This is a genomic window from Nocardiopsis sp. iso_25 (assembly GCF_056173305.1).
Genome location: NZ_CM149667.1, coordinates 6295597 through 6315142 on the forward strand (window position 1 = coordinate 6295597; position 19546 = coordinate 6315142).

Consider the following 19546-nt stretch of genomic DNA (forward strand, 5'->3'; position numbering starts at 1 on the left):
CCACCCGGGCGCGCGGGCCTTCGAGGCCCCGCGCGCCCAAGCTCGTGGCTGTGCTGGGTCTCTGCTCGGCGTCAGTTCCCGCATCCAGGCTGGGCAGGTCGTACGGCGGCGTTACGCTGATCCGCGTGATTACCGGCGAGCTGAAGAGCAAGATCGATCGCCTCTGGGACGCGTTCTGGTCCGGAGGCATCTCCAACCCCCTCGAAGTGATCGAACAGATCACCTACCTGATGTTCCTCCGCAGGTTGGAGGACATCCAGGCGGCCAAGGACAGGCAGCACCAGCGCACAGGCAGGCCCATCAAGGATCCTGTCTACACACCCGATGACGAGGCCTTGCGCTGGACCAAGCTCCAGGAGCTCGCACCGGACACACTGTTCGACACGATGGGCAGGGTGGTCTTTCCCTGGTTGCAGCGGCTCGGCGGTGACGACTCCACGTACGCGCACCACATGCGCGATGCCCGTTTCACTATCCCCAACGCCAATCTGCTGACCAAGGCCGTCGACATGATCGACAAACTGCCTCTCGGTGATGGCGACGTGCAGGGCGACCTGTACGAGTACATGCTCAGCAAAATCGCCACTGCGGGCCACAACGGGCAGTTCCGCACGCCCCGGCACATCATCCAGCTCATCGTGGCGATGATGAACCCCGGCCCTCAAGACGAGATCTGCGACCCCGCGTGCGGTACGGCGGGCTTCCTGGTCGCCGCCTCCGAGCACCTGCGCGAGAAGCACCAGAACGACCTGTTGGAAGCCGCCAACCAGAAGCACTTCCACAACAGCATGTTCCACGGCTTCGACTTCGACAGCACCATGCTGCGAATCGCCAGCATGAACATGCTCATGCACGGAGTGGAACAGCCCGACATCCGTTACCGCGACTCGCTCGCCGAAAGCGTCGCGGACGAGGCGGAACGCTACTCGCTCATCCTCGCCAACCCGCCGTTCGCCGGAAGCCTGGACTACGAGAGCACCGCCAAGGATCTCCAGCAGATCATCAAGACGAAGAAGACGGAACTGCTCTTCCTCCCGCTCTTCCTGCGCCTGCTCAAGCCCGGTGGTCGTGCCGCCGTCATCGTGCCGGACGGTGTACTTTTCGGCAGCACCAATGCACACAAGGCCATCCGAAAGATCCTTGTGGAGGAACAGAAGCTGGACGCCGTGGTGAAGCTACCCAGCGGTGTCTTCAAACCGTACGCGGGTGTGTCCACCGCGATTCTGTTCTTCACCAAGACGAACGCCGGTGGTACCGATAACGTCTGGTTCTACGACGTCACGGCTGACGGTTACAGCCTCGATGACAAGCGAACTCCTCTGCTTCCTGAGGACAGGCTCGGTGCCCTTGTTAAGGAACCAGAAGAAAACGAGCATGAAAAGAACAACCTGCCGGACGTGCTCGCCCGATGGTCGCGTCGAGACGGCAGCGAGCAGGACCGCGCCCGCACAGACCAGAGCTTCTGTGTCCCCAAGTCAGATATCTCCACTGAAGGCTACGACCTAAGCATCAACCGGTACAAAGAAGTTATTTACAAGGAGGCCGAGTATCGAACACCAACAAAGATCATTGAGGAGCTCGAAGGCCTTGGGGCCGATATACGAGAAGGCATTTCCAAGCTCAAGGAGACCCTTAGGTGAATAGCCCCCATGGTTCCAAATGGCGAGAGGCAAGCCTCGGCGAAGTATGCAGCTTCCACTACGGAAAAAGCCTTCCGTCATCACAAAGAAGCCCTGGAAAATACAAAGTATTCGGCTCCAATGGGCCAGTCGGATCGCACATAGAACCCCTCACAAAAGGCCCATCTATCATCATTGGACGCAAGGGATCTTTTGGTGAGGTGCATTTTTCCGAAACACCCTGTTGGCCCATCGACACGACGTACTACCTAGACGAAGCATCCACTAAAGAAAATCTAAAATGGCTTTCATATAGGCTGCAAAAAATTGGACTCACCAAGCTAAATCGGGCAGCCGCCGTACCAGGGCTGAACCGCGAAGACGCATACCGACTAAGACTTCTCATTCCCCCACTAGACGAGCAATCCAGAATAGCCGACACGATTGAACAGGTTGATTCTCTAAGGAAAAATAGCCGCAAAGCAATCGGTCTCCTCGACGAGCTCACACGGTCCATCTTCCTCGACATGTTCGGCAATGCTATAGAGCATAGCACCCACTGGGACAGTCAACCCTTCGCAAAAATTCTGGCCGACTCACCTAGAAACGGCCTGTCGCCATCCAAGAGCGGAAACTTCTCCGCGAGCGTACTGACGCTGTCCGCGGTCACAGGTGACAGCTTCAATTCTCATGCACACAAAGAAGCCACATTCAAAGAATCACCACCCTCAGAGAAATCGGTAAGAAAGAAAGACTTTCTTGTATGCCGAGGGAACGGCAATGTTAACCTCGTTGGCCGCGGACATTTCCCCACGGAAGACATGCCAAGCATGACTTTCCCTGATACGATCATCGCTTCCCACGTAAACCAAAAAAAAGTATCTCCTGAATTTCTGGAAGTACTTTGGAAGCAAGAGAGCATCAGGGATCAGATAAATTCTGCTGCTCGCACCACGAACGGCACCTTCAAGATTAATCAGAAGTCTCTTGAGAACATTAGAGTCATTGTCCCTCCGATAGAACTTCAACGAGAGTTCTCCGAGAAGGTGCGGAAAATCGAGGAACTAAAGGCGAAGCACCAAGCCCACCTCTCCCACCTGGACGAACTCTTCGCCTCCGTCCAGCAGCGCGCGTTTGACGGCACCCTGTGGGACGATCGGGACATAACCGTGTAGCCCCCCACAGCCGCACGGCCCCACAACTCCATAACCCCGCTGCCCGCATCCCGTCCTGTCCCCTCCTCCGGGAAAGGTGCCTGGTGAGCAACTTCGCCTTCCTCCAGACCGAATGGCCCGAACTCCACAACGAGGCGATCCGCGCCGAGCGCCTCGCCGTGGCCGACCCCCGCGTGTCCTGCTTCTACGCGCGCCGGACGCTGGAACTGGCCGTCAACTGGCTCTACGAGGCCGACGACACCCTGCGCACCCCCTACCAGAGCGACCTCGCCGCGCGGATCGCCGAACCGACCATGGTCAACCTGGCCGGTCCGGCGGTCCGCACCAAGATGGACGTCATCCGCCGCCAGGGCAACGCCGCCGTGCACCGCCCCGGACCGGTCTCGCCCCAGGACGCGGTGCGGGCCACCGTCGAGCTGTTCCACGTCATGTACTGGCTGGCCCGCAACTACACCCGCGCGAAGGACGGCGCACCGGCCTCCGGCCTGTCCTTCGACCGCAAGCTGATCCCGACCCCGGTCCCCGCCGAGGTACGGAAGAAGAAGCAGGCCGAGATCCAGAAGATGGCGGAGGACTTCGCCCGCCAGCAGGAGGAACTCGCCAGGGCCCAGCGGCGCACCAAGGACCTGGACGCCGAGATCCTCCGGCTGCGCGCGGAGATCAAGGAGGCCAAGGCCGCCAACGCCGAGCTTCCCGACCAGCACGACTACGACGAGGCGAAGACCCGAACCCACATCATCGACCTCCTCCTACGGGAGGCCGGGTGGGCGCTCTCCGACCCCGAGGACCGCGAGTACCCCCTCAAGGGCCTGCCCACGCCCTCGGGTGAGGGCTGGGCCGACTACGTGCTGTGGGACGACAACGGCAAGCCCCTGGCCGTGGTGGAGGCCAAGCGCACCACCCGCGACGCCCGCGACGGCAAGCAGCAGGCCAGGGCCTACGCCGACGCGCTGGAGGCGAAGTTCGGGCAGCGGCCCGTCATCTTCTACACCAGCGGCTACGAGACCTTCGTCTGGGACGACCACTTCGGCTACCCGCCGCGCCAGGTCCAGGGCTTCTACACCAAGGACGAGCTGCGCACGCTCGTCATGCGCCGAGCCGGACGCCAGGCCCTGGCCGGGGTGGCGATCAACAGCGACATCGTCAACCGCCACTACCAGTCCCGCGCCGTCCGCCGCGTCTGCGAGGCCTTCGAGGAGGACAGACAGCGCGACGCCCTGCTGGTGATGGCCACCGGCTCGGGCAAGACCCGCACCGTCATCTCCCTGGTGGACCTGCTCAACCGGGCGGGCTGGATCAAGCGCGTGCTGTTCCTCGCCGACCGCCAGGCCCTGGTCAACCAGGCCCACGGCGCCTTCAAGCAGCACCTGCCCAGCACCCCGGTGGTCAACCTGCTGGAGGAGAAGGGCGCGGACGCGCGCGTGTACGTGTCCACGTACCAGACCATGATGGGCCTGATCAACGACACCTCCGACGAGGTGCGCCGGTTCGGTCCCGGCTACTTCGACCTCGTGGTCGTGGACGAGGCGCACCGGTCCGTCTACCACAAGTACGGCGCGATCTTCTCCTACTTCGACTCACTCCTGGTCGGCCTGACCGCCACCCCCAAGGACGAGATCGACCGCAACACCTACCGCCTCTTCCACCTGGAGGACGGAGTCCCCACGGACGTCTACGGCCTGGAGGAGGCGGTCAAGGAGGACTACCTGGTCAGCCCCACCACCATCGACGTGCCGCTGAAGTTCCCCCGCGAGGGGATCAGGTACGACGAGCTGTCCGAGGAGGACAAGGAGGCCTGGGAGCTCACCGAGTGGGACGACGACGACGGAATCCCCGACGCGATCGCCGCCGACGAGGTCAACAAGCACCTGTTCAACAAGGACACCATCGACAAGGCCCTCCAGACCCTCATGCGCCACGGCGCCAAGGTGGAGGGCGGTGAACGGCTCGGCAAGACCATCGTCTTCGCCCGCAACGTCAAGCACGCGCACTTCATCGTGGACCGCTTCCAGGAGCTCTACCCCGACCTCGGCGGCGACTTCGCGCAAGTGATCACGCACTCGACCACCTACGCCCAGTCCATCCTCGACAAGTTCTCCCGGCACGACTCGGCCCCGCACATCGCCGTCTCGGTGGACATGCTCGACACCGGCGTGGACATCCCCGAGGTGCTCAACCTGGTCTTCGCCAAGCTCGTGCGCTCCCGGACCAAGTTCTGGCAGATGATCGGGCGCGGCACGCGCAAGTGCCCGGACCTGTTCGGGCCCGAGGACCACAAGACGGGCTTCCTCGTCTTCGACCTGGGCCGCAACGTGGAGTTCTTCAACCAGAACCTCGCCGCCGCCGAGGCCAGGGTGCAGCCGTCCACGCGCGAGAAGGTCTTCCGCAGGCGCGCGGAGCTGCTGTACGGCCTGGACCGGCACTCCCCGGCCCGGGAGTCGGCCGCCGCGCCCGAGGAGGGCACCGCCCCCGCCCCGGACGGCTCCGCGGCCGCCTCCGACGGCCCCGCCGACGAGGCGGGGCTGCGCCGGTCGCTGGCCGAGCGCCTCCAGCTGGAGGTGGCGGGGATGAACTCCCGCAACGTCGAGGTCCGGCCGCACCTGGAGACGGTGGAGGCCTACCAGGACCCCGCGGCGTGGCGGCGGATCACCGAGGACAAGCGCGACCAGCTCACCGAGACCCTCGCCCCGCTGCCGACCGCGTACAAGGAGGACGAGAACAGCCAGGAGGCCAAGCGCTTCGACCTGCTGGCCCTGCGCCTCCAGCTGGGCGTCCTGGAGCCCGAGCCCGGCTTCGACAAGCTGCGCCGCCAGGTCCAGGACATCGCCGAGGCCCTGCTCGACCCCACCACCCTGAACAACCCGGTGGTGGCCAGGCAGCGCGAACTCCTCTCCGACCTGGTCTCGGACGCCTGGTGGCAGGACGTCACCCTGCCGATGCTGGAGGTCATGCGCCGCCGCGTGCGCGGCCTGGTGCGGCTCATTCCCAAGACCCGGCGGGGCATCGTCTACTCCGACTTCGAGGACGAGCTCGGCGAGCTCACGCGGACCGAGCTCAGCGGCCTGGACGTGGGCGGCGGCTGGACCCGGTTCGAGGTCAAGGTCCGCACCTACGTGCGCAACCACGAGAGCGACCTGTCCGTGCAGAAGCTGATGCGCAACCGGCAGCTGACCAGTGCGGACATCGACCACTTCGTGCGGGTGTTCCTCGACGGCGGCTTCGGCACCGAGAAGGACATCGAGCGCGCCGAGGAGGAGCACGGCGGGCTGGGGCTGTTCCTGCGCTCCTTCAGCGGGATGGAGCGCGACGCCGTCTCCGCCGCCTTCGACGGCTTCCAGGCGGGCAGGAAGCTCTCCGCCAACCAGCTGCGCCTGTTCAAGCTCATCGTCGACTACGTGGCCAAGAACGGCTTCCTGGACGTCGGCGACCTCTACGAGCCGCCGTTCACCAGTGTCTCCCCGGGCGGCCCCGAGAGCGTGTTCTCCGACGCCGAGGTCGACACGATCCAGGAGGTCCTCGAAGGCTTCCGGGCTACCGCGCTCCCCCCGGAGCGCGCCGCCGGCTGAGGGCGGGCGGTGCGGGCGCGGTGCGATCCGTGCCCGCACCGCTCACAGCCGCCCCCGCCCCGAGCGGGTCACACGCCGGAAACGCGTTCGACGGACCGCGTGCGGATGTTCCGCAGCTTGCCGTGCGGCAGGGCGATCAGCACATCGCACCTGACGCTGTTGGGCAGCGGGAACATGTGGACCCCAACTCGTTGAGTAGGACATGGAGTCCGACGGCGTTGCGGTGGGAAACGTGCTCCCGTTGACTTCCGCCACAGCGATAAGAGCCAAGCGGGTATGCAATCTAGACCGCGCATCTACACTCAGTTGATGAACGCATCTTCCGGAGGGTTCTTCAGGATCTCTGCGTACGCCTCCGCAGATTCCTGATCGAAACCCTCGTCAAGATACTTCTGAATCAGCTCTTCCAAAGTGTAGTTCTCTGGATCGTCCACGACACTGAACATTACAGTTTCCAATCGTTCTCGAAGACCGCGTCCAGCGCTAATGCTACTGGCCTGAAGTCATCTTCTGCCCACTGACGGTACCCTTCGATGCCCGGCTGTGACAGATGACTGCGGATCTCGCTCTGGAGACGCGGGTCTCCCGTCCGCTGAGCGATCCACTGAGCGTAGGAGCGCGCCCACAGCTCCTGGGGCAGCCTCATGTACCTACTGTAGCCAGTCACAGGCATACTCCTCAGCTCCCTGACTTGCGGAGAGTTCCTCACAGCAGAGGCCCACTCTCGCATCTCTGGGGTAGATGGCATCGCGGATGCCAGTCCGTGGCGTGACCCGGTCCTTTCTCCGTGCATGGCATTATCGATAACATGACCGATCTCATGCACCAGAGTTTCGCGCATATTGGGAAGAGATGGATCGAACGTGATAGTACGCGTAGCACGATCATAAGAACCCATTCGCCCAGATCCCAGCTCTCTGGAATCGAAAACGATCGGCTCCATTCCATCTGGAAAACTATGCACCTGGCTTACGAGATCGATGGCCCCACGGATCTCCAGCAGCACATCTGCTGGCGTGCCGTCAGGAATTTCAATTGGAAGCTCAGACCAGTTCTCCAGAACCTCTGGGAGCAATTGTCCATCTGGTCGACTCACGTGATCGCTCTGATCACCGAGGGACTGCTCGTTTGCATCCGCATCGGGCCCACGTGAGGTTTCTGTATCCTGAGTTGGCTGCGCCCAGCCCACCCGCTCAGAAATCTCGCTTCCACCGCTCTGGTGCGTCCTTCCGGAGGAAGCTATGTCAGCGCCTAGACCAGCATTTCTATTTCTGCTTTCGCGTCCCGACTCCGCAAGGTCGACAACGATCCGCTCTTCGGCAGGCCTGTTTCCGACGACGGTCGATCTGTTGTCAGGCCAACGATCGCCCTCGTGACCAGAGTAGTCCTCTCTATGATTATCAGCGAAAGCGTCGCCTGAGCCTGAAAGGTCTGTTTCGTCCTGTACCTCATCGCGTATGTCGTCACGCTCTTCGGAACGACCTCTGTCCTGAGGCTGCGGGGTGTTACTGCGTTGCGGCTCGGACGGGCTCTGCGAGGGCCGGTCCCCGCCGCCGTCGGGTACAGGGGCGTTCGGGGTGGAGGCGGGCGGGCGGTACCGGTCGGGGTCCAGCAACGACTCGTTCAGGTGGGTGAGCGGGTTCTCGAAGCGCTCACCCGTGGGGCGCTGGCCCTCCCCGGCGCCCGGCAGCGGACTGCTGGGCCAGCCCCGCGTTCCCGGTCCGCCCCTCGACGTGAAGTTGTCCGAGCCCGTGCCCGAACCCCCGCCGGAACCCGAGCCGGAGCCGTCGAACTCCGCGTCACCCGATCCCCCGGGGGCGTCCATGGAGCTGACCACCCCCGCCCCGGCGATGATCTTGAGAGCTTTGAGCGGCAGCCCGCCGGTCAGCATCACCGCGTTGGCGGCCATGGTGGTGTTGGAGTAGGCGACACCGTCATCCCGCGTGGACCAGGCGGTGTGCCCCTCCCACACCTCGGCGAGGCTGTCCTGGGCGTTGCCGGTCCACCGTTCGAAACCCGCTCCCCAACCCTCCTGGCCGCCCTCCCCCGGCTCCCACAACCACCCGTGCTCGTCGTGGACACCGACCAGCGCGGCCGCGTCCATACCCGCGTCGCTCCAGGCCGCCCCGAAGTTCTCCAAGCGCCCCCGCGGGTCGAACCGCCACCCGTTGTCGGGGTGCCAGAACCCGAGCTTGGACGTCAGCCCCACCGCCGTCCCCCACAGGAAGTCAGTGGCCCCCGTGTCCCACAGCGCCTGACCGATGGGGTTGCCCCAGTCCAGCAGGGAGGGGTGGAACTCGCTGCCCGCCCACGCGGTGAAGTCGTTGATGTTGCTGTTGACGCCCTCGAAACTCAGGGCGTGTCCCAGCGACACATCGCGCTCACCGGCGTCGGTGGGCAGCCCGTAGACCAGCGCGCCGTCCCCGCCCGCCTGGTCCGGGGACACGTAGGCGGGGCCGCCGAAGGTCGCGGAGATCCGGCTGGCGCACGCGTTCTCGGCCTCGTTGAAGGTCGACCAGGCCGCGTTGACCGCGTCCTTGATGCGGATGTTCTCCGCCAGCGCCCACTCGTCGGTCTCCTCGTCCTTGGTCAGCCACCACACCTTCCGGTCGTGGTTGGCGTTCCACAGGCTCTGGGCGTCGATGCGCAGGGTGTTGAGCGAACGGCGCGCGGTCGCGGCCGCCTCGGCCAGGTCCTCCAGCGCGCCGGCGACGGTGGCCAGGTCGCTCTGGATGCCCTCTCCCCGGGTGACCACGGGGTCCATCGCGGCGAAGAGCGTCTCGCTCTCCGGTGCGCTGTAGTGGGCCTGAAGCCCGCCCCAGGTGGAGGACATGTCCTCGGCCCCGCCGAAGAGGTCCTCCCCGCCGGTGCGCAGGGTCTCGGCCGCGTAGTTGAGGGACCAGACGTCGGTGAGGGGGTAGGGGACGGTGTCCGGGTCGATGAGCGTGAACGGGTTGGGGTCCACGCCGTTCTGGGGCTCGGTGGGCTCGAAACTCACCAGGGGGCCTTCCGTGGGGGCGGGGCGGGGGTGTCGGGGGTGCGGGGGTGTCAGGTCAGAGGTCGAGGTTCTCGCCGGTGCCCGCCTGGCTCTGGGCTTCGGCGGCCATCTCCTCCTGGCCCTGGTTGTAGGCCATGGTGGCGTCGTTGGCGCCCTGGAGGCAGGACAGGGTGCGGGTGAACATGGCGTCGGTCTCGCCGGTGAAGTGCTCGAAGAACCCGGACAGGGCGGCCTCCACGGGCGGGCTCTTGGCGTTGGTCAGCGCCATCTCGATCCCGTCGGCGGTGGAGTCGACGGTGTCGGAGAACCCGCCTCCTTCCAACCCGAGCTGTCCGCCGAGGTCGCCCAGGACCAGCGAGACCCCGTAGACGTCGATGTTCCACTGGCTCATCGGCCGTCTCCCTTCACCGGGGAAGCCGCGAACCGGTGCGGGTGGAACAGGGCTCCGGCCTCGGCCTCCGGAAGGTCAGCGGTGTGGACGCGGACCTCGGCCATGCTCTGCTCGGCGACGCGGGCCCGCAGCAGTTCCAGTGAGGCGCGCACGCCCTCGACTGCCCTGGCCCTGCGTTCCCGCACAGGCCCGGGGAAGACCGCGTCCGCTTCCTTGAGGACCGCGATCCCGTCGGCGGGCGCCGGGTTTCGCGGTTCGGTGACGGCGGCGTTCCCGTCCGAATCCTCCGTCTCGTCCGGCGGCTCCACCAGTTCGAACTTCATCCGATGCCTGCCCTCACTCGTGGATTCCGTGGCCCGCTTCGCAAGACTCCCATAGCAGTATGCGCATATGGAGTGACGTTCCACGGTCGGTCCCGGTTCCGGAGGAACCGCCCCGGCGGTGGGCAGGCGCGGGGTCTTCCGGACGAGCCGAGGAGAACACGCAGTTGAGCACTACGAAGGTGACGTGCGTCACTCATGCTCCAGGGAAGGGCGGCAGCCTCCCTCCGGGAAGGCTCAGGCCCTCTTCGCGGGAGCCGCGGACAGGTACTCCGTCTGCCTCCGCATGAGGTCCAGGGCGCGCAGGGGCGCCTCGGCGTCCTCCACCACCGGGTACCAGACCGCCCGGGCCCCGTCCTCACCGACGAGCGTGCCCGGGATCGGTCCCGCCTGGGCGCGGCCGGTCCCGATCCGGCGCAGCCGGTCCGGCCCGACCGCGAGCCCGATCGGGACCGCGGGCCCCGCCCACACCGGCGCGTAGGTGACATCGGCGCGCCCGGGGATGCGGCGCACGCGCAACCCGTCCAGCATCCCTTCGGCCGCCAACGCCTCCACCAGTGCCGGAAACGCGTCGAAGGGTACGGCGTCCGCGTTCTCGAACCCGGCCACCACCGACACCCGCTCCAGGAACCCGGTCCCGCGCCGGGCCAGGTGGAGCTGTCCGGAGAAGGGGCGCCCCTCGCCCAGCGGACCCGACAGGTACAGGATCGAGGGCTTGGGCCCGCGCTCGCGCACGAAACCGGCCACCCGCTCGCGGTCCCACGCCAGGAGCGCGGGCTCGTGCGGACCCCACGCCGCCGGCGCGGTCCCGGCCAGGTGCTCGGCGACGACCTCCGCCACGCGGCCCGGGTCCGGGGAGAAGGGGTCGCGGTGGAGCACGGACACGTCCACCACGACCTGCGTTCCGGCGCTCTCGGCGAAGTCCGCGAGGAACCCCGCGACCGGCTCGACGTCCGGCTTCCCGGCCCCCCACGCCAGTCCGACCGGTTCCCTGTCCGCGCAGAACCCATGCTCGTCGTCCCAGCGCACGGGCAGGCCGGTGATGCCGTCGTAGTGGCCGCCATCGAAGCCCCGCACCACCCAGCGCCCCAGCGACCCGGCCGCGAAGGTGCGCACCGCGTAGGTCAGGCGCGCGGTGGGCGGGGTGAGCACCTGGAGCGTCCTCTCCCCGCCGTGCGTGGCCACCGCGTCGCTGAGCCAGGACGAGAACGGCACCACCGCCCGGTCCTGGGCGACCAGGAGCGCCCTGGTCGCGGTGCGCTCGACCGCCGGGTGCTCCGGCTCCTCCCACAGGCCGAAGTCGGCCGACCCCGAGGTCCACACCGCCCCGCCGAGCCGCAGCGCGAGCCCGTCAGCGAACCGGTGCGCCGCCTCCCGCCCCCGTTCGTCGGGACGGGCGCGCGCCTCCACCCACCAGAAGGTCTCCGGCAGCCCCGCCACGACCTCCGGCCCCAGCAGGCGCACGACCGCGTCCGAACGCTCCACCGGCCGCCCGGGTTCGAGGGTGGCCAGCAGTTGGGCGTCCCCGTCGCGGATCTGCATGACAGTGGTGTCGCCGTGCCAGTGCAGCCGCAGCTCGGGGTCAACGCCTTGCAGGGCGTGGACGACCGCCTTCTCGTCGGGCTCGTGGGCGACCAGGGCCACCACGTCGTAGCTCAACGGCTCTCCTGAGGGGGTCAGGGGGCGGGCGGGGACCGCCACGGCCCCGCCCGCCCGGATCAGGCGTCCTGGTACTTCTCGACCCAGGACGTGAGGGGTTGCCCCTGGATGGCCGCCGCCATCAGCTCGGGGAACGCGTCGGGGGTGCAGGCGAACGCGGGCACCCCCATCTCGGCGAGCGCGGACGCGTTCTGTCGATCGTAGAACGGCGCGCCCTCGTCCGACAGCGCCAGCAGCACCACCACCTGGACCCCGGCCGCCTGCATCGCGGCCACCCTCCTCAGCATCTCCGCTCGGACACCGCCCTCGTACAGGTCGCTGATCAGCACGAAGACCGAGTCGTTCGGCTTGGTGATGAGCCCCTGGCAGTAGGCGATGGCCTTGTTGATGTGCGTGCCGCCGCCCAACTGCGTGCCGAACAGCACCTCGACCGGGTCGGTCAGCTGCTCGGTCAGGTCCACCACCGCGGTGTCGAACACGACCAGCGACGTGCGCAGGGTCTTCATCGAGGCCAGCACCGCGCCGAAAACGCTCGCGTAGACCACCGAGGAGGCCATCGAACCGCTCTGGTCGATCGCCAGCACCACGTCCTTCTGCACGCCCCGGCTGCGGCGGCCGTACCCCACCAGGGTCTGCGGCACGATCGTGTTGTGGTCGGGCAGGTAGTGGGCCAGGTTGCGGCGGATGGTGGCGTTCCAGTCGATGTCGGCCACCCGGCGCGGTCGGTGGGTGCGGGACGACCGGTCGATCGCCCCCTGCACCAGGGACCGCGTCTTCTGCGCCACGCGGCGCTCCAGGTCGTCCACCACGCGGCGCACCACCGCGCGGGCGGACTCGCGGGCCTGGTCGGGCATCACCCGGTTGAGGGACAGCAGGGTCCCCACCAGGTGCACGTCCGGCTCCACGGCCTCCATCATCTCCGGCTCCAGGAGGAGCTGGTGCAGCCCCAGCCGGTCCATGGCGTCCTTCTGCATCACCTGCACCACGGAGGACGGGAAGTACTCGCGGATGTCGCCCAGCCAGCGCGCCACGCGGGGAGCCGAGCCGCCGAGCCCGGCGGAGCGCTGGGCGCTGCTCCTGCCGGGGCCGACGCTGTCGTAGAGCGCCTCCAGGGCGCCGTCCATCCCCTGGTCGGCGGCGCTGAGGCCGGAGGCCCCGACCCCGCCGGAGCACTGCGCCTCCCGGCCCAGCACGAGCCTCCAGCGGCGCTCCCGCTCGTCCACGGCGTTCATGTGCGCACCTTTCCGTCGGTGAGGATGGCCAGCGCGGTGGCCAGGGCCGGGGCCGCGCGCCGGGCGTCCACGTCCACGCGGGCCGGAGCGGTCCGGTCGGCGGCGGGCGCCGTCCCGAGCCGCAGGGCGGCCGAGCCGATCTCCTGGCGCTCGGGGCCGTTGAAGGCCCCGAAGGTGCGCCGCAGCAGCGGCAGCACCGCGGTGAAGCGCTCCTCGGGCAGGGAGAGCAGCCAGGTGTCGATCAGCCCGAGCAGCCGGTCGTCGTGCACCAGGATCAGCCCGCTGCCCTGGAGGAACCCCTCCAGCCAGGCGGCGGCCGAGGCGGGTTCGGCGCCCGGGGACATCGCCAGGCCGAGGCGGCGGCGCAGCTCGTCGGCGTCCACGAGCCCGGAGTCGGACAGGATCCGGTTGACCCGCCCGGCGATGCGGCCGGGCAGGGTGTCGCGCACGGCCAGGGCGGCCAGGGCAGCCGTCCAGGCCCGGGCGCCCTCCCCGCCCAGGAGGGTGGCGGCGCCCTGCGTGGCGTCGATGTGCCGGACGAACCGCTCCGCAGCGTCGTCGTCCAGACCGTGTACGGCCGGTGCCAACCCGACGCACACGCGCCGCAGGATCTGCTCGGCGACCGTGCTCAGGTAGGCGCTGTCTGTGCCGCGCACGTCCCCGTAGCGGGCGGAGCGGGCCAGCGGCGGCAGCGCCTCCATCAGGTGGGTGACGTCGCTGTCGGTGGCCGCGCGGTCGGTGAGCAGGGACAGCACGCGGGGCAGGGCCTCGCCCAGGTCCGCGAACAGGCACTGCTCGGTGAGGGAGGTCAGCGCGGGCAGGGCCGCGTCCTCGGCGAGGTCGGCCACCCGGGCCGTGGCCGCCGACGCGACGGTGGTGCCCCACCGGCTGGCCTCGATCAGCGCCACGTCCATGTCGGGGTCCCAGCGCAGCCGCCACGACTCCCGGAAGGTGCCCTTCTGCCCACCGTCGGGGGTGCGCGGAACGCCCCACTCGACACCGAGCAGTCGCAGCCGGTGCAGCAGCACGCTGCGTTCGCGCTGGCTGTCCTTGCGCAGGTCCAGGTCGAGGTCGCTGTCGAAGGGCTCGGCCTTGAGCCGCAGGCGCTTGCGGATCGCGATGATGTCGCGCTGGAGCGGGACCATGGGCGTGGACGGGGGCACCGAGCCCATCCGCTCGCCGACGGACATCCGGCGGTGGACGAGGGCGGCCCGGGTGGGCTCGCCCTCGCACAGGACGGCCGTGAGCGCCTCGGCCACCTCGTCGAGTCCGGCGAGCGGACGCCCGCGCAGCACGGCGAGGCCCTCGGCCAGCCGCACGCCCTCGATGACGTGGGACGAGGACACCGCCAGCCCCTCCTCGCGGAGCATCCGGGCGGCGTCGGTCAGCCACCGGTGCACCGGGAGGTCGGGCGCGGTGAACAGGTGGTGGTACCAGCCGGGGGCGGCGACCCCCGCGCCGTAACCGCTGGAGGCGGCCAGGCGCCCGTGGGTCCACGGCACCCAGGTGGCGGTGACCTTCGCCTTGGGCAGGCCCTTGAGCAGGGCGGTGTCCTCCTTGATCGGGTAGTCGGCCAGGTCGCGCAGCGCGGGGGCGTGCCAGGCGCCGCAGACCACGGCGATCCGCTCGTGTCCCTCCTTGAGGGTGGCGCGCAGGGTCTGGCGCATGTACGCCTCCCGGCGCGCGTCGCGCTCCGTCTCGGGGCCGGACTCCGCGCGGACGGCGGCCATGGCGTCGGCGATCGCCGGGAACGGGGAGGGCTCCCCGTCCCGGCGCTGCTCGATGACGTCGTCCCACCAGCGCTCGGCGTCGTCGTAGCCCGCGGCCTCGGCGAGCACCCCGAGGGGGTCCAGCCGGATCCGCTCCGGCTCGCCGACCTCGCCGCCGTCCGTCCCGTCCGCGGCCTCCGGGGCCCCGGTCCCGTCGGTCTCCCGTGCCGCGGCAGCCGCACCGGCTCCGGCCGTCCCGATGTCCTCGGGGGCCGTGGTGCTCCCGCCGGTCCCGGGGTCCTCGTCGCCGCTTCCGGTCCCGGTGTTCCCACCGGCTTCAGGCACCTCGGTGTTCCCGGGAACCCCGTCGGACCCCGGTTCCCCGGAATCCTCCTCGGCGCGGGCGCCCTCCTCCGCGGCCCGGCGCCGCTCCTCGGCCTCGGCGACGCGCTCGGCCAGGGTGTTCGCGGCGGGCAGGTCGCAAAAGCGCACCCGCACGTCGTTCTCCACCGCGTAGCGCAGTGCCTCCCACTCCGGGGAGAAGCTGGCGAAGGGCCAGAACGCCCAGCCCTCGCCGGCCCTCGGCTCGTCCCCCTTGGGGGTGTCGGCGAGGTAGGCCAGCAGCGCCACCGGCGGCTCCAGCTCGCCCACCAGCGAGGTGAGGGCGTCCGCCTCCGGCGGTCCCTCGATCAGCACGGCGTCGGGTTTGATCTCCTCCAGCGCCGCCCGGACGGCCCGGGCCGATCCCGGGCCGTGGTGCCGCACGCCCAGGACGTGCAGCCCGCTCGTGTCCAGTCGGGGCCGACCCATCAGGCGCCCACCTCGCGGCAGGCGCGGTAGAACTCGCCCCAGCCGTCGCGCCCGCGCGCGACGGTCTCCAGGTACTCGCGCCACACCACGCCGTCGGACACCCGGTCCTGGACGACGGCGCCCTGGATGCCCGCGGCCACGTCGGCCGGGCGCAGCTGCCCGTCGCCGAAGTGCGCGGCCAGCGCGATGCCGTTGGTGATCACCGAGATCGCCTCGGCGGTGCTCAGCGTGCCGCTGGGCGACTTGACCTTGGTCCCGTTGTCCTCGGTCACCCCCGAGCGCAGCTCGCGGAAGACGGTGACCACCCGCCGGATCTCGGTGAGGCTGGTGGGCACCTCGGGCAGGTCCAGGGCGCGGCCGAGCTGCTCCACCCGCTGGGTGACGATGCGGACCTCGTCCTCGGCGCTGTCGGGGACGGGCAGCACCACGGTGTTGAACCGGCGGCGCAGCGCGCTGGACAGGTCGTTGACGCCGCGGTCGCGGTCGTTGGCGGTGGCGATGATGTTGAAGCCGCGCTGGGCCTGCACCTCGACGCCCAGCTCGGCCACCGGCAGGGCCTTCTCCGACAGCACGGTGATGAGGCCGTCCTGCACGTCGGAGGGCATGCGGGTGAGCTCCTCGATGCGGCCGATGGAGCCGCGCGACATGGCGGTCATCACCGGGCTGGGCACGAGGGCCGCCTCGGAGGGGCCCTCGGCGAGGAGCCTGGCGTAGTTCCAGCCGTAGCGGACGGCCTCCTCGGAGGTTCCGGCGGTGCCCTGGACGAGCAGGGTGGAGTCGCCGGAGACCGCGGCGGCCAGGTGTTCGGACAGCCAGGTCTTGGCGGTGCCGGGGACCCCGATGAGCAGCAGGGCGCGGTCGGTGGCCAGGGTGGCCACGGCGACCTCGACGACGCGGCGGGCGCCGATGTACTTGGCGCTGATCTCGGTGCCGTCGGACAGGGTGGTGCCCAGCAGGTACTGGGTGACCGCCCACGGGGAGAGCTTCCAGCCCGGGGGCCGCTGCCGGTCGTCGGCCTTGGCCAGCGCCTCCAGCTCCGCGGAGTAGGTCTGCTCCGCGTGCGGGCGCAGGGCCTGGGCGGCGTCGGTGCGGATGGAGGGGGTGGAGGTGGTCAACTGAGCTCCCTGTGCATGTCGAGTCGGAACCGGAGGGTGTCCCGGAGCCGGAGGTAGGCGTCGCCGGAGGCGTCGTTGTACGGGGGGTTCTGGTGGAGGTCGGCGAGGTGCCCGGGGGGCATGTGCACGGCCGCCGCCTCGCAGAGCAGCCGGTAGCCGTGGTAGTCCTTCTTGCGGTCCTTGGCGTGCAGGCGCGCGATGACCCGCGCGCTCAGCTCGGGGGTCCAGGGGCCGGGCGTGTCGCGGAGCTGGTCGCCCCAGCGGCTGAGGGAGGACTTGTCGGTCAGGACGCCGTCGGCGTACGCGCAGCGCTCCTCGACCGGCAGCAGTTCCAGCAGCCTGCTCGTCTGGAACCCCGGTCCCGTGCCCCGCGAACCGAGGAACTCCAGGACGGCCCTGGCCCACTCGGCGTTGCGCTGGACCACGACGGCGTTGACGAGGGCGCCCACCAGGCGTGCGTTCTGCACGGCCTCCCGGTTCGCCGCCTCGAAGACCCCGGCGGGTTCGGCGCCCAGCAGCCCGGGCCACACGTCCAGCGGCGCGTGGGTGAGCAGCGCCCACAGCCGTTCGGCCCGTTCGTGCACGTTCTCGTCGTCCTTGGAGGGCGCGGCCAGTGCCAGGTCGCGGTGGACGGCGGCGTCGCGGGTGCGGACGGGGTCCACCCACAGGGCGCCGTCCTCCCTGAGCGAGGCGTGCGCGCGGACGTGGCCGCGCAGCCGCTCGGCGTGCGCGCTGTCGGGCAGCCGGGTGAGCAGGGACAGCGCGATCCCGCGCACGTTGGCGCTGCGGTCGTCCAGCGCCCGGTCGAGGAAGTCCGCGTCCGCCGGGCCGAGCCCGGTGGCGAAGGTCTCCAGCAGGCGGCGGCGCAGGTCGGCCTTGGCCAGGCCGGTCCAGACGGCGGCCAGCAGCTCGCGGGCGCGGTCGGGGTCGGTGGCGCGCAGCGCGGCGAGCGCGCGGCGGCGCTCGCCCGGGGTGCCGCAGCCCCAGTCGCGCTCGCTGAACCGGTCCGCGTGGACCGACTCGGCCAGCATGTAGGACCAGGCGGGGTTGAGCCCGGCCAGCCAGTGGCCGCGCGTGCCGACCGCGGCCGCGAGCGCGGGGCGCAGCTCGCTGTCGCGGGCGCCCTGGTCGAGGAGGGCGGGAACGCTGGAGTGCGCGACGCGCCGTCCCGAGGCGGCCACCAGCCCGAGCCACTCCGGGAGGAGTTCGGTCCGTCCCGTGAGGATGTCCTCCAGCCGGTTGTTGGCGGCCTGTCCGGGTTCGGGGCGCTCGTCCTCGGCACCGGGCTCGACGGGCTCGACGCCGGTGGCGGGGACGTACCCGGCGGCGCGGCGGACGGCGATCAGGGCCGCCCGGTCCAGGAGGGCGACGGAGTCCTCGTCCTCGGGGGTGGGGGGCAGGTCGGGGGTGTCGGGGACGGAGCGCTTGGAGGTGCCGACCAGGGCGGTGGAGACCAGGCGGTCCCAGGAGTCCACGGCGGCCAGGGGGTCGGGGGTCACAGGGAGACCGCCTTTCCGTTCCGGTCCCACACGGTGATGGGGGTGAGTCCCGTCGCGGGCGACCACTCGGCGGCGACGGTGGAGGGGTGGCCGCCGGTGACCGCGAGGAGGCGCCAGGGCTCGGGGGAGGCCAGGGGCAGGGCGTCGCCCTCGGTGTCGGTGAGGTACCACCGGCCGTCGTGGGCGGGGGCGGCGCGGTCGAGCACGACCGGCCAGGTGTCGCGCCAGGGGTCCTCGGCGAGGGAGGCGGCGAAGTCGTCGAGGGCCTGCACGACCGTGCCGCCTTCGGGCGGGGCCGCCTCGGTCGTGACGCCGTCGCCGACCGGGGCGACCCGGTGGCCGTCGGGGTAGAAGGCGAACTCGGCCTCCACGTCGGTGCCGGCCCGGAAGGGGGTGGTGGGCGCCTGGCCGGGTCGGGCGAAGGCCAGGTACAGGGCCACGCGCCCGGTCGCGGTGCCGCGCAGCCACAGGCGGCGCACGCGCATGTCGGCTTCGAGGGTGGAGGCGTCGTGCCAGCCCAGGACCCGCCAGGTGTCGCGGACGCGCTCACCGGTGGCGAGGACCTCCTCGGCCTTGACGGTGATGCCCACCCGGGAGCGGACGGCGCCGCGGACGCGCTCGTCGAGGGCGTCGCCCGCACGGTAGCCGTTGACCAGCAGGTGGAGGAGGCTGAGCCGTTCGAGCATCCGCTCGGGCCAGCTGTCCCCGCGCGCCGCGGAGGGCAGCCGGGAGACGAGGGAGGCCGCGCCGCCCGCCTTGGCGTCCACGAGGCGCTTGGCCATGCGGTCCCAGTGGTCGTAGCCGTGCTTGGGCACCTCGGCGAGCCCGGTGTCGACCTGGTCGCGCAGCCAGAGGCCGAGTTCGTCGACCCCGGCCCGGACCGCCTCCTCCCTCTTGCGCAGGGTCGCGGCCGCCCGTTCGGGGTCGGCGGGGGCCGCCGGGCTGTTGGCCTTCTCCTGGCGGGCTGCTCTTCCGGAGAGCCACTTGGCCACCCACTCGGGCCGCTCCTCCCGGACGGCCACGCTGTCCTGGGTCCACAGGGCCAGCAGGCCCAGGACGTGCTTGCAGGGAATCTTGCGGCTGGGGCAGCTGCACTTGTAGGCGGTCCCGCCCGCGCCGTCCAGGTGGACGGCGGCCAGGTAGGGCTTGGAACCGCTGCCCTTACACTCGCCCCAGACGGCGGAGGTGCCGCCGGAGGGGGCGGCGACCGCTCCGCGCTCGGGCCAGGACGACTCCTTGGCCACCTTCAGGGCGGCCTTGCGGGAGGAGGCGTCCGGAGCCAGAGCCCATACGTCGTCGGTACTCCATCGATCGCTCACACAGAGAACACTACGGACTCCCTATGACAAAAAGCGCCCTTTTCGAACCTCCTTGCGAACGCTCGTGGAACTGTCGCACCCCCGTGGCAGACTCCGGCCGCGGAGCGGCTCCATCCGGCGCGCGACCCCGGGTT

The 19546-nt window shown here is 69.6% G+C and carries 13 protein-coding genes; 3 read left to right on the plus strand and 10 right to left on the minus strand.

All coding sequences use genetic code 11. The features are described from left to right. The first annotated feature begins 125 nt into the window (after window positions 1-125). From AC0VX6_RS27200 to AC0VX6_RS27210, 3 genes are all read left to right on the plus strand, one after another. Window positions 126-1640, plus strand: coding sequence for a type I restriction-modification system subunit M (locus AC0VX6_RS27200; RefSeq protein WP_475466746.1), 1515 nt, complete (start codon window positions 126-128; stop codon window positions 1638-1640). Next, window positions 1637-2794: a restriction endonuclease subunit S gene (locus AC0VX6_RS27205; protein WP_475466748.1), complete on the plus strand. Its 1158-nt coding sequence runs from the start codon at window positions 1637-1639 to the stop codon at window positions 2792-2794. Before AC0VX6_RS27200 ends, AC0VX6_RS27205 begins: the two co-directional genes overlap by 4 nt. Window positions 2795-2877: 83 nt before the next feature. Next, a complete protein-coding gene (locus AC0VX6_RS27210; RefSeq protein WP_475466750.1) occupies window positions 2878-6360 on the plus strand; it encodes a DEAD/DEAH box helicase family protein in 3483 nt (1160 codons plus the stop codon). Between the two features lie 302 nt (window positions 6361-6662). On the opposite strand, the gene AC0VX6_RS27215 is transcribed toward AC0VX6_RS27210, so the two are convergent. From AC0VX6_RS27215 to AC0VX6_RS27260, 10 genes are all read right to left on the minus strand, one after another. Next, window positions 6663-6794, minus strand: a complete 132-nt coding sequence (locus AC0VX6_RS27215) for a hypothetical protein (protein ID WP_274975323.1) — start codon at window positions 6792-6794, stop codon at window positions 6663-6665. Between the two features lie 11 nt (window positions 6795-6805). Then, window positions 6806-9358 carry a hypothetical protein gene (locus AC0VX6_RS27220; RefSeq protein WP_475466752.1) on the minus strand — a complete coding sequence of 851 codons (2553 nt, stop codon included), beginning with the start codon at window positions 9356-9358 and terminating at the stop codon, window positions 6806-6808. A gap of 55 nt (window positions 9359-9413) precedes the next feature. Continuing rightward, complete coding sequence (locus tag AC0VX6_RS27225) at window positions 9414-9749, minus strand: DUF6507 family protein (RefSeq protein ID WP_475466755.1); 336 nt, start codon at window positions 9747-9749, stop codon at window positions 9414-9416. Then, window positions 9746-10072: a cell envelope biogenesis protein TolA gene (locus AC0VX6_RS27230; RefSeq protein ID WP_274975326.1), complete on the minus strand. Its 327-nt coding sequence runs from the start codon at window positions 10070-10072 to the stop codon at window positions 9746-9748. The genes AC0VX6_RS27225 and AC0VX6_RS27230 overlap by 4 nt, the downstream gene beginning before the upstream one ends. A 234-nt stretch (window positions 10073-10306) precedes the next feature. Beyond that, entirely contained in the window at window positions 10307-11728 is a 1422-nt protein-coding gene (locus tag AC0VX6_RS27235; RefSeq protein WP_475466758.1) for a DUF6177 family protein, read from the minus strand. A gap of 59 nt (window positions 11729-11787) precedes the next feature. Then, window positions 11788-12960 carry a VWA domain-containing protein gene (locus AC0VX6_RS27240; RefSeq protein WP_274975330.1) on the minus strand — a complete coding sequence of 391 codons (1173 nt, stop codon included), beginning with the start codon at window positions 12958-12960 and terminating at the stop codon, window positions 11788-11790. After that, window positions 12957-15479 (minus strand): DUF5682 family protein, encoded by a 2523-nt coding sequence (locus tag AC0VX6_RS27245; RefSeq protein WP_475466762.1) that lies wholly within the window; start codon window positions 15477-15479, stop codon window positions 12957-12959. The genes AC0VX6_RS27240 and AC0VX6_RS27245 overlap by 4 nt, the downstream gene beginning before the upstream one ends. Continuing rightward, window positions 15479-16594, minus strand: coding sequence for an ATP-binding protein (locus tag AC0VX6_RS27250; RefSeq protein WP_212642292.1), 1116 nt, complete (start codon window positions 16592-16594; stop codon window positions 15479-15481). The genes AC0VX6_RS27245 and AC0VX6_RS27250 overlap by 1 nt, the downstream gene beginning before the upstream one ends. Continuing rightward, window positions 16591-18093 carry a DUF5691 domain-containing protein gene (locus tag AC0VX6_RS27255; RefSeq protein WP_475466765.1) on the minus strand — a complete coding sequence of 501 codons (1503 nt, stop codon included), beginning with the start codon at window positions 18091-18093 and terminating at the stop codon, window positions 16591-16593. The genes AC0VX6_RS27250 and AC0VX6_RS27255 overlap by 4 nt, the downstream gene beginning before the upstream one ends. Beyond that, window positions 18090-19337 carry an SWIM zinc finger family protein gene (locus AC0VX6_RS27260; protein ID WP_274978273.1) on the minus strand — a complete coding sequence of 416 codons (1248 nt, stop codon included), beginning with the start codon at window positions 19335-19337 and terminating at the stop codon, window positions 18090-18092. The genes AC0VX6_RS27255 and AC0VX6_RS27260 overlap by 4 nt, the downstream gene beginning before the upstream one ends. Between the last annotated feature and the right edge of the window lie 209 nt (window positions 19338-19546).

What these genes read in the sequence shown, in the direction of transcription:
- AC0VX6_RS27225 (WP_475466755.1), bottom strand. Translation starts at nt 9,749, where the DNA reads ATGAGCCAGTGGAACATCGACGTCTACGGGGTCTCGCTGGTCCTGGGC.
- AC0VX6_RS27230 (WP_274975326.1), bottom strand. Translation starts at nt 10,072, where the DNA reads ATGAAGTTCGAACTGGTGGAGCCGCCGGACGAGACGGAGGATTCGGAC.
- AC0VX6_RS27240 (WP_274975330.1), bottom strand. Translation starts at nt 12,960, where the DNA reads ATGAACGCCGTGGACGAGCGGGAGCGCCGCTGGAGGCTCGTGCTGGGC.
- AC0VX6_RS27245 (WP_475466762.1), bottom strand. Translation starts at nt 15,479, where the DNA reads ATGGGTCGGCCCCGACTGGACACGAGCGGGCTGCACGTCCTGGGCGTG.